We start from the raw sequence: 19,674 nt of genomic DNA on the forward strand, positions 1-19,674 counted from the left end.
ACACCTGGCAACCATTCGAAATGTCGTCTTATTCCCCGGATTTTCACCATTAAGGCGAATGAAAGAAATCTTGAGAGCATAGCGATCAGAATAACAGTCCGTTGGTGGAGCATCTACCCGAGTATTCACGTTGACCCTACAAAAAAAGAAGGGTGTCCCAAGTAGCCATTTCATGGCTTATGAGCCCCCTCACTCTTGCATTAATTATACTTACTCCACAATGCTGATTTTATTAAGCGGCAATGTGAGCTTTTCTATCACCAACACTGGGAGTGTATTAGCATTTACTGCATTTCCCGGGTAAATGCTGAGTTGAATGACAAACCTTCCTTGTTTGTTTAGAGGTCCATCCTTTCGTTTCATGCACTCATTCAATTGTCTGCAGAATTCCACAACTGATCCTTCATTTTCCTTATACAGGTTAGCATGTTTAAAACAGACCGGAACTGTTATTTCCCCTGTGGCGTCGTCCTGAAAGGTGTGTACGGACAGGTACGCATACTTATAGGATGCTGAGCAGACTATCGAATGCGACAGCAATGGAATACCTCCATCTTCGAACAGCTGGTTCAATAAGGTGCCTACATGCTCTTTAATAGGATGTTCCATGGCTCCGGAGAGTGTTGAAAAATCAATCTCCCTTGTCGTTCTTAAACAAGGTGCAATGGATTCCGTGAGGCTGACCTTTGGCGTCCGGTAAACAAACTCTTCTGCCGTTGCTTCCTCATAGGAGCTGCAACATTTCATTAAGCTCTCATTGCGTGTCTCATAAAGACTTATCCGGGATCTCTGGAGTCTGAAAATGTTGAACTTCTCGATTTGAACAGTCCGCTCCGTATTTTCCGGCAGCATACGCTGATCAAACAGCAGATATTCCCGGTTCCCGTCTGCCCCCATAAAGTAGAAGAGAAATGCTCCCGGGCCGGCGGGTTCGGATTGGTATTTACCTATCTGCATGGAGAAATCCCCTACCGAGATCGGACCTGTAAGCTTATCCAGCATCACTTTCAACAGGGAAGAACTATCCTGCTGCTCCAAAGTATCGAACGTATCGAACGTATCGAACGTGGTGGGCTCGCCGCTGTTCACTCCGAATGCCGCCTTGGAGAGCCAGGAATTCCATTTCGAGACGATCTGTTCCATACATTTCTTCAAACACTCCACCGCTTTGGAAACTCCAGTTGAATCAGCTTCAGGCTGCAAAGCCATGCGTATATCCGGCATGATATGGATGAGCTGGGCAAGAGCCTGAGGAAGCTCATCTGCTAATGTGCGCTTAGCAACTGGCAGTTCTTCATTCCAGACAATTTCATGCTTCAAACGATCTTGTCCTGTCATTTCTTGCCGAAGCTTATACGTAAACGTATACTTCCATTCTTTAGTCAAATCAAGAAGAGTCCTGGCATTGTCAATATCCGGTTCTTCCGGGTCGATATAACCATGGCGCAGAAGCAACGGGGGCTCCGGATGCCCTTTTATCACTACAGGGATAACCATGTCTCCCAATGGAAGATCATACGGTACGATTAACGATATCCAGGCTGATGAAACAACCCCCTTCTCCTCAAGCGCATATTCCAAATGTGTAACCCGATAATTCACACCTTTGGCTTGATACCGCGGAAAATGACCGGTGTTCTTAACATTAAACAAATAGGTCAATTGCTGTGTACCCCTGTGAAGCGACAGTTTAGCCGGAGTAAAGCTTGCCTGGACGTAAATCTCACTTCCCGGTTCCGCCTTGCATTCATCAGACAATCCAATGAAGCTTTCCGCCTCAATCGGCCCATAAAAACTCACTTGATCCATTTCACCCGGATCACCGCAAGCGATTCCCACGTTAAACGGCTGCTGTATGACTGTATCCTGCTTATAGGCTTCGGCGAGCTGGACCAGCATTTGCTGCTTGAATCGTTCACGTGCAGCGGCCAAATCGGAAATATCGGAAACCTTCAGCTTGCCCAGATGACTGACTTTGCTCGCATATGCTTCGGCTATTTCGCTTTTTGCCTTGCGAAGACTCTCCAATTGTATGGCTCCATCATGTTTGCCTATCACGCTCAGACAATCCTTGTCGAGCATTTCGTCAATGAAAGCGAACACTTGCTGAACCCAAATATCCAAGTCTTCCACGGATTCCGTCTCCAGAGCATCAGCCAATACTGTACCGCCTGTGGCAGAGAATAATTCATACGGCTGAACGGTTAATGTGCGGCTGCGCTTCATGGTCTCAAACGGTGCTGCACCGTAGAAGAATTCAGCGGCTTGTCGTTCTGTTTTCAAGCAAGCTGTGGCTTTGGTACCTATACCGACAACCCAGAGTCGGTTGCTATCCTCGCTATCACGCCATGCACCCGCACCTATCTTTCGATCAAAGGCCACTTCAAAATATCGGGCGAACGCTTCGATCGTTTGTGTTCCAGCAATTCTGGTTGACGATTCATGCTGGATGCGGCTGGTGCCACTGACTGTCTCTGGAATGGATTTCATGTCAGGATCTATATGCTCTTCGAATGCGCGTAATATTGTCAATTCAAGGGTCAGCTCATAGAGAGGCTTCTCCTTGGTGAGTGTTATCGCTGAAGGATCAATTTCACACTTTTTGATCACCCGATTATAAGGCTCGCCGGAAAGCTTCTTGCAAAGTGAACGCCAGCATTCCAGGGCATATTCAGTCAGGATATCCTTCACATCATGCGTCTTCGTCTCATCAATCGACAAGGTCACTCCCACTTCGACATACTCCTGCGACAACTGATGATAAGCCAGCGCATAGCTGTCTTTGGCAGCACGGGCTTGTTCATCTGTCAGACCGTCCGCAAAAAAAGCCAGAGTTACAACAAGCCCGTTCTGATCCAGACGGTAGCACAGGGTTGTCCCCGGCCACTGGTGAGGAGGAATAACAAAATCACGGTAAAGCACCGGTATAATGTAATCGTGTTTTGGTTTGGACAGTGTATTTCCAAGAACATCCCGTGGATATAGGGTTATTACTACTTTTTCTCCCAGACCGGCATAGGGGTTACCCGCGGGCTTATCGCATTCTACAGTCTCCGGCGGCTGTATAGCATGCTTGACAATCGGCAATACAGGCCGATACTGATACCATGGTCCCGGCCACCTGGAGGGATCTGTGGGTAAATCACAGGGCAGTGCATCTACTTCCCCAACCGGTGCGATGGGCACGTCTGAAAGATCCTGCTCAGCAAACGCCAGATTACCCTTCAGCTTTGTACCGATCAGATAAAACATCCGGCGCAAATACGCCTGCAAATCCGTTGACTCCTTGTCGGCAGGACGGTATATCTCAATGCCTGCATGACCGGAAGGAAATGCAGGTTTGCTGCTTCGGAGGGTATCCAGAAAATAAAAGGCTTCATCCGAATCGGAACCTATTACCGTATCCGCCGCATTCACGTATGCACCGAGAGGCGCGTTGTTAACATACCGGAAAAGGATCTGTGCAAGTATAGGATTATCCGGGTCTGGCGGCTGGTCAAATGGATTCTCATACCAAAGATAAAAGCCTCCGGATCGGATAGTGCCGCTGGTATGCAGCAGTTGTGCGAATGTTGCGGGAGTTTGGGCTGTCACCGCAGACAAGCCGTTTACCGGAGGTTCAGTGAACTTTGTCAGATTACTGCTGAGAACCAGAGGCAGCTTGCTGTCCGAACTCCAAATAACCTGACCATCCGATTCTTTACGCAAGTGAAGAACATGAACACTCTCCAGACCTACCGGACCTCTACTTGATTCATTTGCGATCTCCCGGCTTAACCGTTCAAGAAGCAGTTGTCCGTATCCGCTCGCGCCTTTCAGCTCATACATATTAAGAACATTAGTTGGCCACAACCGGATTTCTACAAATGTCGCAAGTCGATATTCGTCTCTGGCGGGATCTAGTTTATGTGCTTGTTGCTTATCCATTTGCCACAAAGCCAAAGTTCCTGCCTGTGCCGCCAATCTATGACCAAGCGCTGCCGTGAACACACTCAGTTTCCGTCTGATTCCTGTCGCTGAACGGGTGTTTTCCCATATCTGCAGCTGTTTCCCCGGATAAGTGTTGGGAACGTCAACATAGGGTGTAAGCGGACGGACACATGACCAATCATCATTCGGTAATTCGGTATGTCGCAACGCCGTTATCCGATCCAATTCGCAATCGGGAAAAATGATCGTGAGGGTAGACAGATCACCGTGAGGCTCTGTGCAATTGTTCATTGTTACCGGCAAATTGCTTGGCAGAAGCTCCAGTTTTAAGGTAAGCCCAGTCAACGAATCGGATAACGGAAATTGCTGCCCAATCTCGCTATAAACAGATTTTTGCTCCGAAGACTTACTCTGCTTCACCAGGAGCCCGAACAGAGTGAATTGGGAGATGCTTGCCGCGACTATTTTCATCCGCTCATTATTATCGACGACTTTATCGACAAGATCGCTTATTAATATCATATCCCCTGGCAAACCTAAGCCTGATTGATCAACGGCTTCTCTGGCCAGGGCACGCGTACACATGGTTACAACATCCTGAATCCACAAGGTAGCCATTGATAGCTCTATATTAAGCAATGGTAGAGGATCGGGTTGAGGGTTAGTTTCTTCACACTTATCTTCATGAACTGGCTCGGCCATCATCCGACGCGAATGTTGTCTTATATACTCAAGCTTATCCGTGGAGATCGTTTGGTTATTTGTGAAATCAATTTTTGAGGTTTGCGGCATTGCTACCCCAAGGAGTGCCTGTTCGACTGTCAGTTCGATATCGGGGAAGATCGGAAAAAATACTAATTGTTTGATTTCCGGCGTTCCGCTGCAACCTATTTCCGGATGGCATATCGAAATCTCAAAATATTCGGCCAGAAATGATACAATACCCGTTCCGCTCTGATTATAGATAATCGGCGATTGGCCGTCTGTTGTGTATCTTTCAATACTCTTTAATTCTTCTTTAGTAATGTTCTGTTGAAGCAACCTGTCGATGGGAGTACCTGAGCTAGAATTACGGTTCAAGTAAGCATTCAGCGTCCATAGCAGTACCCCCTTAGCCCATGCCTTAAATCCGTCGGGTTGAAGAGGATCGTCAATCATGTACAACATGGCTGAGCACTGAACCTTCTTGCTGCCGCCCTCTTCTCCGACGGAAAGCTGCGGCATACAATAGAGCGTTAATTTGCGCCGTTCCAGCGCAGGAACGATAACCGGCCACCAGACCAGATTGTCCGTAGTCAATGAATGGTGTGGGGATTGAAGGGGAGAGCATGTATCCCATGGAGCTGTAGTCTCTTTGCCCATTACAAAATCCATATTCATTTTGTCGTGAAAGCTTCGTGATATCTTCCCCTTTGCGATACCGAAATCGGCTTCTATTTCTCCATGCGCATGGACTTCCAGCACAAAATCGATATTCGTTTCCTTATAGGCTTCAATGATCATGTTGGCCGTTGCGTTGACTTCGCAATCCACTACGGCCTTAAGTACCTTTAAATCCACCTCTCCAAAAACTTTGCCGGATAGTCCCAATATTCCTTGGTACCAGCTGAACTTTGCTCCATTCTTGGAAGGGTCGCAATTCGCGTTAAACGTTGCATTCGTTCCTTCCAGGATTCCAATCCCCGTCAAACTAAGTCCAGCATTCAGCACTCCCCGTTTGAAGTATTTGCCGTACCCCAGATTGACAGCTAGTCCGGCCTCAATAATTGAACTGAAAGTACCTATTGTCGCACTAATTTCTGGAACTCTGCTATACGCAGACGTCTCAGCGCTTAAGCGGGCAAAATAAAAGCCTCCCCATCCAACATACGGCGGAGCCTCTATGCATAATGAACGGCTAAAATCCAAGCCGACCGGAAACCCGACATCGATCTTGAAATCTCCGTTTCGGTAGAGATCGAGTGCAACTTCGGGGACGATCACGGTTACTGCGCCCATCTCGATACGCCGCTGTTCTTCAGGTAGACTGATAGCTCCGGTGAACCGTCCAACGGAGCCTTTTCTTTTTTCATAACTGAAATCACCGTTCAATCCAGCGAAGGGACCTGCCCCATCTCCAAGTAATTGAACAAAAATGCCATAACGGTTATGCTCATCCTGAAATAAAGCGGAAAGATCAACGAATGGAACCGGTTTGAACTGGATACCGGCGAGCCATCTGGCATTGGGGTTATAAAATAGACCATTTGGTAAATGGCCATCATGCATCACTGTAAATAAGTCTTTTATTCTATCGACTGTTGCCTTGGTCTTCATATCTGCTTTAAACTCATCAGAACTAACAAACTGACCTAATCCTGCAAACAGATCACTCATGTTCTCTCGCTCTCCTTTCAGACAGTTGTTAGATACCAGCCGATCTGTCCTTTTTGATTACTGGCTTGAAAGATCGTAAATTGAGTCTTGTAGCTTGTCCCGAACAATCGTACAGCAGCTTGAGTGCTCATTAGATAACCATCACTGGTCAAAGCAAGCTGAAGATCGTTTGGCAACTTCAGATCCAACATTTCCTCCAGAGCCAGCAGCCCCTTTTCCTTATCCAGATCAAGCCCTGGTATTTTGAGCCCGCAATAAAACTTCCCCTCTGCATTCCAGCCTGCAATAAAATTGCCGACAAGCATGCCCTCGGGCAACAGCTTGCCAAGAGTACCCATTTCGAAGTCAAAACCGAGTCCGTACCATGGTCCGTTTGCAGCATTATGGTTTGGCAATCCGGCAATGGGCACATCACGGTAACCAAGCTTATTCCAATCAGCCACAGATTCTACGGATACCAGATAGCGAAGACGGAGCGGAAAGTTGGCGCCCAAGCTGCCAGGACGTCCGTTGCTTTTGGCGGGATCGAGGGAGACTTGTGAGATATCAAAAGCAAACTTACCGGAATTTACGGGGTCATTAATGTCAAAATCCATTGTGACCCTTAAGTTGCCAAACAAGAGACCTAACAAACCCTCATCGACTCCATAGCCAAACAAATCAATCACCTGATCAACCTCTGGGTTCAACTTATCAAGAAAAATTTTCGAACCGTATATGGAAAATACAGTCTTTATATTTTGTTTATCCGAAGCGTCGAGCGTCTGGAAGCTGATTTTGTCTAAGCGCAAGTTTTGTAATATTGGTGGGAGAACCAGTTTCTGGAGAGTTGCACGCACAGGTGTCTTCGTCTGAAAGACATAGGTAGGTACACCTTCATGCTGCTCCATCGATCCGTATAAAGTAAGGATAGGCTTTGGGAACTCAGGGCCACCATCCTCACTGACTATTACTGGACTCCCATATAACGTACGCACAAGCAGCTCAATTTTGGCGTGGAACAATTCAATTTTTGTGTTTACAAATCGGGCCTGCAGCTCGGTTACGCGAAATTTGTAAGTATGAATGTCCCAATCGACAGTATCCAGATCCTCGTACCTGACATACCCGAATAGCGAGCTTGGCTTGTCCAATTTCAGGCCGGCAACAGCATCCCACTCCACCAGGCTGGAATCGAGGCCCACATGGTGTGCGCGCAGGCTTCCTGGTTTAATGCCGCCAATAAGACCTATTAAATCATCCGGCATCTGTTCCGGTATAATATCCACATTGAGAGCAAGAATTCCGTTCCATTTCGGATCACGGCACATCCGGTAAAATGGAACCAATTCTGGGGGAATCTCATTTTCGGCCGCTCCACCCATACAGTAATCGCTCAACCACTTTGATAATATGCCCAATTGCCCTGCTTGATTGAATGCTTCACCATCCGTCCAACGTCCGGGCTGCTCGATGCCATCCAACAACGATCCTTGGCAAAATTTGAAGATGAGGATATTCTGGTAATTCGTACCACCCGGTACTGTCAGTTTGAAGGGCCAACCCGATATAGTCACCAGGTCATCAAACTTTTCCCATAGCGGCGAAGCCGTGGGATTCATTGAAACGACAAGAAAGAGCCTGCTGGACAAGAGGGCGTTTCGGAAAGTCGCAGAAGGGTTAGTAAATTTCAGCATGTCCCATGCTTCGGCTGCCCCCGGAACGAGACCTGCTGCGTTTCGGATGTTCTGCCCGATAATTAATTCCGACCACTGTCCGGCGATGTCCTGAACAAACAAGCCTTGCGGTGTGCTCGAAAGGCCATCTGTAAAGGCAGTGCTGTTGATGGCTGATCTCGCTGAGAGTTGGTTCATACGCCGCTTGCGATCCGGGGCAATTCCTCGCCGCTCCAATGTAAGCGCCTGTGTGAGCTGCATTTCATCATTCCGTTGAACCCCAAGAAGAGGAACCAGAGGTATACTGTTATCTGTATCCCTTGTCCAATCGAAGATAACCGGTTCATGAAAGTGACTAACACTTTCAGCCGCCGGGCGGTAATGAGGATCATCCTCAGGCTGTGCCGAATAAGTGATTGGTGGAGCCTCGAAAATACGGTTGTCGCTCGGGCGTACTGCTATCCAGGACGTATAAGCCTCATCCGTTAATTCTGGAGGTTGTTCTGTTTCGCTACCGGCTGGATCAGAGGACCAGAAAGCAGGTTTGCCCCGTATGAACTCCATGCGGTCACCTCTGTAACCATTGCCTTGAGGTACAAAAGCAATGGTTTCCGTTCCAGTGCTGCCACAAAGCAGGCGCATAGCTCCTGCAAACGGTTCTGCATCGGAGACTGAAAGGTAAAAGTTCCCTTGTGGGACCGTATATGCCGGTTCGAATGCCGCTATTTTATATTTCGGAGATAACACCAGCAATCCACTGCCAGGCAACGGTCGCGGCAGTACCCCTTCAACATTTGGTTCCAATCGGACATCTGGTTGGAGTTCTATAGTATGACCGAATGGGGTTCGGAAATGACTGGGCAATGCATCCGTCGATGGATCAAAGGCTAGATAAGACCGAAGACCTAAATCAGGCAGAGTCTCATAATTCCGGTTAAATGGATCAAGCTCATCCAGAGACACCAGATAATGAAGCCACTTCCCATCTTGTTTCTCAAAAACCGGGTAGTTATGTTCCTCAGTTGCAATGGTATGCCCATTCTGTTGCGCATAAAAATATTTAAGTCCGACATTAAAATTCCCGTTCTCATCAAACACAGAATCAGAGGGTATTTCGATGCGAAATCGAAAGGTCCCGGCGTCCTTGCCGGCAAACGGTAGATGGATCACTCCTCCATCAATGCTTGCATTATCATTGCTCATAAAATCAATAAACGCAGAGGTGGTATTGCATAAATCAAGTCTCATGTCCTCGTACAAAAAGTTAACTTTTACGCTCATATCAATATCTAATTCATAGGCGCCATTTCCTATCATTACATTTAGATTTTCTTTTACTTTCATTCCCCCAATACCAGATACGATCTTGAGGATACTACATTTGTCAAGCTCAATAGTGTTCAGCCAGATAAGCTGGATTTCATCGGAATCTCTTCTGTTTCGCTCGTACTCTTCCAAAGCATCTAAAAGTTGATTTTCTTGCGGACGAATTGCCGCAAACAGGAATATTCCCTTATCGCCCCAAGCTTCAACCAAACTCAGAGTATCCCGCTCGTATGTCCCCTCACGAGGTCGATACCCCCTCCAGCCAACAGAAGGGTCATCCTCGGCCTCAAATAAGCTTCGACTGCTCATTTTTTTATAAAACAATGATATATCACCTCATCCGTTGATGTGAGTTCATTCACTAATATTTAAGTCCATTGTTTTAACAAATTCGGCTCTATGCAATGCCATTTATTTTGCGCTAAGTAATATCCATCTATACATAAGCTCCCATATACTTCTGCACTCGGAATGGTCATGCGAAGACTGTTAATCCTGATCTCTTTAACAACACTATCTGAAAAAGGGCCTCCTGCCGGAAATAATGCGACGTATTTTTCTTCCAGATTTTGATTGAACAGAAAGATTGGGTCCTTTTGTCTCCTTCCCACCTTGTAGGCTTGAACCAAACCTAAACCTGTTGCTATATCGACGAAAGATATGGAAGCCACATTAATTGCTGGGCAGGAATTAGCCTCCTTCACAAAATCTTTCGAAAGTTCAATATCCATTCTCAGCGGACCGCATATCGGAGAGCTTGTTATAGGAGCGCCGCATAGCCTCGTGATACAGAGGTTCGCCATTCCCTGCCATTCTGCGATTAAATAGGAAACGGATTTGGGAGAGTGGCCATATCGGTCTGTAAGTAATCCCTGGACATATATTTTCCCGCTCTGGCGGTCGACCGCTGGCACGTAACTGATGCATACATGGAACTTTTGCGGACAGCCATGTATCCCGGATACAAAGCAGGTGGATTGCTCCAAACTTTTATTGTCCGACAGCACACGGTCAATCGATGATCCTTCAATGACCATGTATGAAGTTCCGATCCTGAATTTAACTCTTGCAAGGTCAACCTCACTGCCTTTCAGCGAATAAAGCTCAACTACAGCTTCGATCTTATAATCACCTTTACCGATTAATGTAAAACAGACCAAAGGTCCTGTGCATGGTGCGATCTTTCTTTGTACGATGTCAATATTGCTGTTTATGCTCAAGTGATTTACCTCCCTGCTATCATTGCTGCATTATATGTATAAATGGGCTTTTCCTGTGAAGAGTAAGCCCAGGCAAAACAAAAAAATGTTATGAAAATAAAGAGGTGAACTGGAGCAGTTGATTTCATCAGCTTTTTGGGCACGAAAAAATAAGCATTGAAAAATATGTAGTAGACTGAGACTGAGATAAAGAACGTTCTGCAACTGACGCTCAGCCTGCGGATCGCAGAGAGACTATGTCTTGAATGAAGCCAATACGTGCTTTTCAAACGATGATAATTTGAATTGCAACTCACAGCAACTTCTCTATACGGTATGTAATGCGTCCTTTCAATCCCGATATCTTGACGCTATACCAATTAAAAATGCTCCCTTAAGGGAGCAGGCCGACGGGAAAATACATTTAGGTATCTTCGAGCCTCACACTCGACAGCCTCAAACATCCACAGGAATTGTTTCTACAGTCCAATGGAGCAATCATCATTAAAATGCCCTTTGTACTTAATGTTCCATCTATATCATCAACTTATATAAATACCGCAATAAATTTCATTGATACGAAAAAATCTCGCTCATCACAGATTGGGCAAATTAAATGGCTTTTCTGACGCTCAAATTGGCTACTTCTACAGAAGTTATTTTCTCTGTATCTCATATTATAAATCTCTGCTCGCTTATTTCTTCTAGCTCTCCACTAGGGATAACCTACTCACAACCATCAAACGGTTCCAAAAAAGCAAATTGCGGCATTAATTGCTCCCTCCCTAATATGAGAGTCATCGACTCATTTACTTATAATTCCAATAAAGATATTCGACATAATAAAAAATGCCAAACATAATTTATTACATTCAAAAAGTCCCGATATAGGAAATTCCTAATCGGGACTTTTTGAATAGTTATTTATTTTTCCAATACAAATTTCTGAGAATAAAACTATATTGTATTTAATCTTAGAAACAAAAGAAAAACAAAGTGAATGTCATTGCAAAATTCAGCATAAATATGCTCTATTGAATATTAATGTAACAAAATTCATTGATTTCTCATTTTTCACGTGCCATTTTTCTCATATCCTAGGCGCCCTCTGCTTGCTCTAATTTATCATTAAGAGGCAACTGAGGGTTTAAATAAGCATATAAAAGTTGCTTTGCAATTTCGTGATCTTCATTAACGGAGGAATATTGTTCAACTGCCTTGTGTTGTCTGTACAATAAGTAAAAAAGTCAGTTGATTCCAGATTACAGTCCCTATGACCCCCAGACTGTGAGAGCTTATATAAAAGCTTGTGATTGACTCAATTGTCTTAATCGACTATACATTCACCAGAGCAGGAAAAAGGAACATAGTGGTAGTTCAAATTTTCAACAAAGACAGGGTGTCGTCTACATGTAAATAGTAAACCGGGCTGGTCTTCGTATAAATAATTATGATTGCAACACATCGCCTTTCTAAATGTGAAATATTACTCCTCACTCATTCCCTTCACAATCTCTTATCCGGCAGATGATGAATGCGTTCTGAAGTTCCTTTGCGACTTCCAAGATTCGGCCACGCACATGGATATTTCCCTTTGTGGAACCAGCGAGTACAAATTTTGTTGCAATACATAGTTGATGGTCTGCCTGGTATAGCGCGGATGATGGATGGCTGGACCAGAAGGTTGGTAGTAAAGGACTCTCTTCGCTCCTCCTTAATCTCCTACAAAGTCTGATAAGCCTTGTTTAAAGCGATGTCCCACTTCAGAAGGGCCCCTTCAGTGCATTTTTGTAATACACTACAGTATGGTATTGGATAAACAGGTGGATGCACACCCTTCGAGGGAATACTTCCTTAGGGTTAGTGGAGTGGCTTTATCCAACATCAGATAAAAGTCCCGATATAGGAAATTTCCTAATCGGGACCTTTTGTATAGTTATAATATAATTGTTTGCTTGAATCAAACACATAACAACATTTGAATAATTATTCAATGCAACATATAAATATACCTAAATGAATATTTATACAAAATATTGAGTGCCGACCATTTTTCTCACTTTTCATGAGCCATTTTTCGCAGATTTCTTGGTCGTTTTCGCAGCTTTGGTGATCCACCACACATTTTCCCACAAAACACTTATCGGCTCTACCGTTTACCCGCAACGACTATAACCGCAATTGCCACAAGTCTTACAACCCTCAATATTAATCAGCGAGGCGCTGCCGCAGGATGGGCAAAGGTCACGGGAAGCCGTAGCATGGTTATGTCCATGATGACCACCATGTCCATCTTCCGTAGCTGACGGAACGCTCGATTTCAACTCCGCATTTAATGCTTCATTGAAATCCTCCAGCTCCAAAGTTGCCGCAATCGGAGCAGGTACATGATCATCATGAGCATTGTTCAGCACATGTGATTCCAGTGCCTTAGCTACAGCGTCAGCAATGGATTCAACCCGGTTCGCGCCGAAGCCGATAGCTCCTGATCCGCCAATGCCTTTCAGATGTTTAATCAACAGCTCCACTTTCTCACCATGATCTCCGTAACGGAGGAACAAGGAGCAGACGCGGCCTAATGCTTCTGCCATAGCAAATACGTCAGAACCTGCTTTACCTACATTCAGGAAGATTTCAGCCGGTATTCCATCAAGATCATTGATCGTAATATATGCCATCCCAAATGGTGTGTTGATTTTATAGGTAGCGCCGCGCAGAACCTGCGGACGTTTTTTGTATTGTTTATCCGCCTCTTTTGTAGTCACTTGAGGCGCCGGGCTTGCTGCTACAACATTTGTACTCGCTTCTACAGTAGTTGTAGCTTCCTCTGCCGCAACCGTAGCAGCTTCTTTTTTGTCTTCCTTCTTCGTGGTTTCCAGAACTTGAACGTCACGACTTCCATCGCGGTAGATCGTAACACCCTTACATCCTAGATCAAAGGCCATTTCATATAGCTCAGCCGTCTCCTCAACCGTAAAGTCAGACGGGCAGTTCGCTGTTTTGGAAATAGAGCTATCTACCCAGCGTTGGATCGCTGCTTGCGCACGGATATGATCTTTAGCTGACAGATCCATCGAAGTTACAAAGTAGTCAGGCAGCTCTTCACCCGGATGAGCCTCCAGCCACTCTTGAGCGATTGGAACAAACTGTTCGTCATAGCCAAGACGACTTTGACGGAAATATTTGAAGGCAAAATAAGGCTCAATTCCCGTAGAAGTACCTACCATTGTACCTGTACTACCTGTAGGTGCTTGTGTAATCACTGTAACGTTACGCATACCATGTTCACGAATCGCTTCGCCAACCTCTGGATACGCTTCGACTATATTTTTCATAAAGCCGCTCATTAGATATTTCTCAGTATCAAAAGCTAGGAAGGAACCCTTCTCTCCAGCAATTTCTGCCGAAGCAAGGTAGGCTTCACGAGCCATAAAGCCGTATAGCTTGTCCAGAAACTCCAACGATTCCGGGCTGCCGTAACGGATGTTCAATTTAATCATCAGCTCCGCCAATCCCATGGTTCCGAGACCCACGCGGCGTTCCTTTTTCTGATTCGCTTCATTTTCCGGGAAATGATAAGGTGTTTTATCAATTACATTGTCCAGAAAACGGACCGAATAACGGGTTGTAGTCGCAAGATCTTCCCAATCTACATCATGATTTTTCTCATCGTAGAACTTGGACAGGTTCACCGCAGACAGATTGCAGACTCCCCAGCCTGGCAGGCCTTGCTCTCCACAAGGATTTGTACAAATAATCGGGTTGAAATACCAGCTGTTAGACATCTGGTTATAGTATTCCATGAACACGACGCCTGGCTCAGCGGATTTCCATGCCGATTCAATGATCGTACGCCACACGTCACGCGCTTTTACGGTGCGATAATGGATAACGTTTTTGCCGGCAGCTTTCCACTTGTCGAGATCGCCATCCCACATTTCGTTATATTCAGGATCGGTTGTATCCGGGAATACGAGATCCCAGTCCAGATCTTCTTTTACAGCCTTCATAAAACCATTGCTCACACATACCGAAAGGTTAGCATTAGTGACTTGGCCCATCGTTTGCTTCACGGTAATGAAGTCCTCAACATCGGGATGCCAGTCATTAATCATCAGCATGAGCGCACCACGACGGCTGCCGCCTTGCTCAATAAGCCCCGTAGTATAACTAAACAAACCGCCCCAAGATACGGAACCACTGGATGAACCATTAACCCCTCTAACAATCGCACGACGAGGACGCAATGAAGACAGGTTAATGCCCACACCGCCACCACGGGCCATAATCTCCGTCATTTCAGACAATGTCTGCATGATGCCGCCACGGCTGTCTTTTGGAGAAGGGATTACATAACAGTTGAACAATGTTAATTCTTCACTAGCACCTGCACCAGCCGCAATACGTCCACCCGGCACAAGCTTCCAATCATCTAGGATTGAACGGAATTTGCCCGCCCATTCTGCTTGAAGCTCAGATGTCTTCTCTACAGAAGCCATCGCTGTGGATAGACGGTCCCACATTTCCTCAGGAGTTTTTTCTATATTAAGGGTCAACTTTTCAACATCCGATTTCACAAGTTCGCCACTGCGCGTCTTTACAGTTACGATTCGACCACTGCGCTCTACAATTTCTCCGACTTCCTTAGTTGGAAACTTCGGATCATCTTTGGTCAGCACCAATACAACGTCGCCTACTTTAGCATTGTTGCTGTCTGCATCCTTCCAAGCATAACGATCCAAAAATATTTTTTCACTTAGCCCTTCAAGGCGTTGCTTACGTTCCACTTTACTCAATAAAAAAACCTCCCGCATGTGTAGTAGATATTAGTTTCCGGTCCAAGGTATGGGCCCACAACAAAAACTCCCTTACCATCCTCCACTGCTTAACAGGTGTATGTAGGAAGCTCATCTTGTCAATAACAAATACCAGCTAAGCACTCTATAAAAAATACATTTTCAAGCTTTTGTCACAATATATTGTGTGCGTCAGCTTTTAAACTATACCACATATTGTATCGAAGGTCTTATTCGAAAATAGAGTCAAGTTGCCGAATTATCGCAAACGTTGCTGCTTTTTCTCGCTCTTGCTCTCTTTTTTAAAGGCTATCGTGAAAAATAGGAGGTTATGAATTCTCTCGTTTACGAGCATACTACTCTTACGAATGGTGATATAAATCCGAGCTTGAGGAGGCTGCATTATGACGCAATTATTCCGTAATTCTCTACCCCAGCAAGGGGGAACACCCGCGCCGATACTGCCTGTTCCTCTTTCTTTTGACCGGAATTGGTTGCAAGATCTGGAGCTCAAATTGGAAAAGGGCGGCCCATGGGGAGACTACCGTTTATCTAAGCTTGCCGTACAAGGAGAGGAAACAGGTCTAGTAACGAGCTTCGATGAGCTGCAATGTATGAAGCATTTATCCGGCTTGTCCCCTCTTCCCCATCAGCTGGATACAGCGCATAAGGTTCTGTTCGAAATGTCAGGCCGCGCGATTCTTGCAGATGAGGTTGGACTGGGCAAGACCATTGAAGCAGGACTGGTGCTCAAAGAATATCTCGTACGCGGTCTTGTCTCCAAAGTGCTTATTCTCGTACCTGCTTCTCTAGTATTGCAATGGGTTCGTGAGCTGAATGCGAAATTTGGCATCACTGCTGTCGCTCAGAAAAAAGCCTATTCTTGGGGCAACGCCATAGTCGTCGCATCGATGGATACCGCCAAACGAGATCCTCATAAGGAAATCTTGCTGGAAAATGAATACGATATGTTGATCATTGATGAGGCTCACAAGCTGAAGAATAAAAAATCGACCAATTATCTATTTGTACAGCAATTACGCAAAAAATATTGCCTGCTGCTCACCGCGACTCCCGTTCAGAATGATCTGGGCGAACTCTTTAATCTGATCACTATACTGAAGCCGGGGCAACTTGGAAATCAGGGCGATTTTGCCTCGAATTTCGTGGTTGATAAACGCCAGCCCAAGAATGAAGGTCAACTGCGGGACGAGCTTTCGAAGGTCATGATCCGCAATCGCCGTGGTGAAGGTCCAGTTAATTTCACGAAACGAAAAGTCCGTAATATTCCCTTAGTTCTCTCCCAAGAAGAGAAAGATTTGTATAACAGTGTTACTTCCTTTGTCAAAGACCAGTATCAGGAATCCGGCGGCAATCTTAGCAGTATGCTTTCTCTGGTAACCCTTCAACGTGAGGTGTGCAGCAGCCGGGATGCCGTCTTTATCACTTTAGTTAATTTGATCAAAAAGCTGCCTGCGGATTCCCCAAAAAGAGACCGGATGATGGAGCTGCTACAGACCCTCCGTACCGTTAAAACAAACACTAAAGCTGAAACAACCTTAGCCCTCATTCAAGAAATGAATGAAAAGGTCATCGTTTTCACGGAATATCGCGCAACTCAAGAGTATTTACTACAGTATTTCCGTGAACATGGGCTGATGTGTGTCTCTTATTCCGGCGGAATGAACCGTGGAAAAAAAGATTGGATGATGGATCTTTTCCGCGGCCGCGCTCAAGTTATGATTGCAACGGAAGCCGGTGGTGAAGGAATTAACCTGCAATTTTGCCACCATATGATCAACTTTGACCTGCCCTGGAATCCCATGCGCGTGGAACAACGTATCGGCCGTGTCCACCGGTTAGGGCAAGAAAATGACGTAGTGATCTACAACTTGTCTACGCAAGGCACGATTGAAGAACATATCCTGCATCTGCTGCATGAAAAAATCAATATGTTTGAAATGGTGATTGGCGGGCTGGATGTAATCCTGGAACGTTTTGAAAAGAAGGAATCGCTGGAGAAAAGTTTATACAAAATCATGCTCGAATCCCGCTCCGACGAAGAATTGCGGCATGAGCTGGACCATATTGGTGAATCCCTCAGTGAATTGACACAGGGTATAAAAAAAGAAAGTGGGACTGCGACATGACCCTCACCGCACAGGAAGTACGCAAGCATGTGATGGACTATCTTGAAGCCACTGAATGCTCCATCATTGAGGCTTCGCCCCTTCACGTAACTGTGAAATTATCACCTAGAGCTGACAAAATGCTCACCGACCGGCCGTATTATTGGGGATTCGTGGAGCGCACAGGTGTAGATCCTGAGACCCTTTCTTTCACCTTTGTTTTTGATCCGGAAAAATACGACAGTCAAGCTGCAGTAGAGGTTCCCCCCATTGCAAATCGTAGTGCTGGCATTTTGAATCAAGTTGTCACCGGAAGCCTAGCTACAGGCGGAACAAACGATGCAGAGGCTAGCGCTGACTTACTCGAATCCGCCTCCCCGGGCTCAGAAGCAGTGAATGCTCCATCTACTGACCCGGAGGAAAGTATCCTAGCCCGCTACTTCGGCATTGTGCCGGCACTCCCACGAATTGGGCCAGGAATGATCCGCAGAGAGGATATTATTTACGGAAGCAAGCGATTGCAACAGATTTGGAACGCCGCTCGGGACGAAGGGAAATGCCTTTACTTATTTGAGGACCCGGGCAGCAGGCAGCGAAACACGCTGTTCTCTGCCGCTTACGAGCCATGGCTTAGTGTCTGCTATAAAGTGGAGATGAGCTGCGATTTGAAACGTGAAGAACTCCATTATCTTGGCATCTCCCTAACAAAGGGAACCATCATTGATGACTTTAATGCAAAAGTTTCCACAAAAGAGATGATGCCACGCTTGCCGGAAAATGTGCATATCCAGCCTTATGAAATGACAGTAGCAGCCGCTACCGACTTATTGGAAACTCATCTTACCACTCAGTTAGCCGAACTGGACTACACTTGGGCAGAACAGGCACGTGAGCGGCTAAGGGTTGAACTGGACATCATTGATGTCTATTATGGAGAGCTGCTGAAGGAGCCTGACGAAGAAAAACGCCTAGCGACTCAAGAGCAGTATAATCGGCGTCGACAAGAGACCATTTGGCAATATGAGCCGCAAATCGCAGTTTCTGCGGTGACCTATGGACTGTTTCATCTGCGGAGCCTATAGAATGCGACCCTACTCGCTAAAAGCAGGCAAAAAAACAAGAGAACTTCCGCCTTCCGGCGCGACAGCAAGCAACAGCCTTTTTATAGCTTGTCCTCTATAATAAAAAGGAAGCTTATACTTTCTGATATTTCATAACAAAGAAAGGTGAACAACGCCATGAAAATAAGTGTACGGCGGAGGCTGCTTCTTGCAGGTCAAAGCTGCTTCCTCCTGCTTCTATGCATCGGACTCATCGCAACGAGCTCCGGTTCCTCTTCTGCGCTTGCCGCTTCCAGAGTAAGTGTAGTTGATTCAGTCACACAGGATTTGATACCTGTACTGCAGATGGATGTCTTACCTTCACCCGGTACGGTCCAAGAATTTGCCAAGAGTACACTGAACAAGCTCGCAGCAGAAGCTCCATTTACAGCCTGGAAGGACGCAGGAATAGAATATTATCCTCTGGGTCCAGGTACTCATAGCTGGCTTGTCAACGTTATGAAAGGTGAACAGCGGATCGGCTACATGATCATTTCCGCTACGGATCAAGGTGGTTATATGCTTAGCGAATATGGAGCTGGCACTTACGGACTCCCCTATAGTTTGTTAGAACTGCGCCAATTTTTGGTGCAGGAAGGACTTATACCTTCATCTTATACAGGAAAAATAAAACTCACAGCCTTATATGCACCACTTCTACCCGTATGGAAAATCGTCATTGACGATAAGACAATATTTATCAATGCTTCCGTGCCGCAAGTTTTACCGTGGACGCTAAGTAAAGCGGAAGAAGTGCTTAAAGGACAGCAGACAGAAACGGATGTAATCACTAACCTAACTACTGATTTGTCTCCGCTTTCGGCCTATCAAAGCGGGGGAACAGATGATCCTTATAAAGATATCATGTGGTTGACCTCCCCAAAACTGCTTGCTGTAGGCGGTGACAATATCGCCACACTGATTCGTCCCAAGGAAAGTATTGCTTATCAAGCCGCTGGCCGAAATGATATCGTAGGGGCACCTTTTATGATTACAGGTTATCAAAACTGGTTGCCTGCTTCGAATAAAACAAAAGCAATAAACAACATGCCTACCGTTTACGCAGCATCAGGGCCAGAAGGAAGACGGTATTTGCCACTCACTGCCTTGCAGGCTATAGGAACACTGCACAAGCTGCCCGACAGAAATATCTATAACTAAAC

The 19,674-nt window shown here is 45.8% G+C and carries 7 protein-coding genes; 3 read left to right on the forward strand and 4 right to left on the reverse strand.

What is annotated here, in order from left to right:
- Window positions 1-210: 210 nt before the first annotated feature.
- From MHH63_RS17115 to MHH63_RS17130, 4 genes are all read right to left on the reverse strand, one after another.
- A complete protein-coding gene (locus tag MHH63_RS17115) occupies window positions 211-6,306 on the reverse strand; it encodes a hypothetical protein (RefSeq protein WP_341171832.1) in 6,096 nt (2,031 codons plus the stop codon).
- A gap of 17 nt (window positions 6,307-6,323) precedes the next feature.
- Window positions 6,324-9,611, reverse strand: a complete 3,288-nt coding sequence (locus MHH63_RS17120; RefSeq protein ID WP_341171833.1) for a hypothetical protein — start codon at window positions 9,609-9,611, stop codon at window positions 6,324-6,326.
- Between the two features lie 44 nt (window positions 9,612-9,655).
- Window positions 9,656-10,507 (reverse strand): hypothetical protein, encoded by an 852-nt coding sequence (locus MHH63_RS17125; RefSeq protein WP_339173158.1) that lies wholly within the window; start codon window positions 10,505-10,507, stop codon window positions 9,656-9,658.
- A 2,135-nt stretch (window positions 10,508-12,642) separates the two neighbouring features.
- The gene (locus MHH63_RS17130; RefSeq protein ID WP_445321760.1) at window positions 12,643-15,282 is read right to left on the reverse strand and encodes an adenosylcobalamin-dependent ribonucleoside-diphosphate reductase; all 2,640 of its coding nucleotides are present in this window, start codon (window positions 15,280-15,282) and stop codon (window positions 12,643-12,645) included.
- A gap of 404 nt (window positions 15,283-15,686) precedes the next feature.
- On the opposite strand from MHH63_RS17130, the gene MHH63_RS17135 reads away from it, so the two are divergent.
- The 3 genes from MHH63_RS17135 (at window position 15,687) to MHH63_RS17145 (ending at window position 19,672) form a co-directional block, all read left to right on the forward strand.
- Entirely contained in the window at window positions 15,687-17,432 is a 1,746-nt protein-coding gene (locus MHH63_RS17135; protein ID WP_076129985.1) for a DEAD/DEAH box helicase, read from the forward strand.
- A complete protein-coding gene (locus MHH63_RS17140) occupies window positions 17,429-18,493 on the forward strand; it encodes a YqhG family protein (RefSeq protein ID WP_341171835.1) in 1,065 nt (354 codons plus the stop codon). Before MHH63_RS17135 ends, MHH63_RS17140 begins: the two co-directional genes overlap by 4 nt.
- A gap of 156 nt (window positions 18,494-18,649) precedes the next feature.
- On the forward strand, window positions 18,650-19,672 hold the full coding sequence (locus MHH63_RS17145) for a hypothetical protein (protein WP_341171836.1): 1,023 nt from the start codon (window positions 18,650-18,652) through the stop codon (window positions 19,670-19,672).
- Window positions 19,673-19,674 lie beyond the last annotated feature (2 nt).

It is taken from the genome of Paenibacillus sp. FSL H3-0310 (assembly GCF_038002785.1).
Taxonomy (GTDB): domain Bacteria; phylum Bacillota; class Bacilli; order Paenibacillales; family Paenibacillaceae; genus Paenibacillus_AQ; species Paenibacillus_AQ odorifer.

Coding starts and splice junctions, on each gene's coding strand:
- MHH63_RS17115 (WP_341171832.1), bottom strand. CDS start 6,306: ATGAGTGATCTGTTTGCAGGATTAGGTCAGTTTGTTAGTTCTGATGAG.
- MHH63_RS17135 (WP_076129985.1), top strand. CDS start 15,687: ATGACGCAATTATTCCGTAATTCTCTACCCCAGCAAGGGGGAACACCC.
- MHH63_RS17140 (WP_341171835.1), top strand. CDS start 17,429: ATGACCCTCACCGCACAGGAAGTACGCAAGCATGTGATGGACTATCTT.
- MHH63_RS17145 (WP_341171836.1), top strand. CDS start 18,650: ATGAAAATAAGTGTACGGCGGAGGCTGCTTCTTGCAGGTCAAAGCTGC.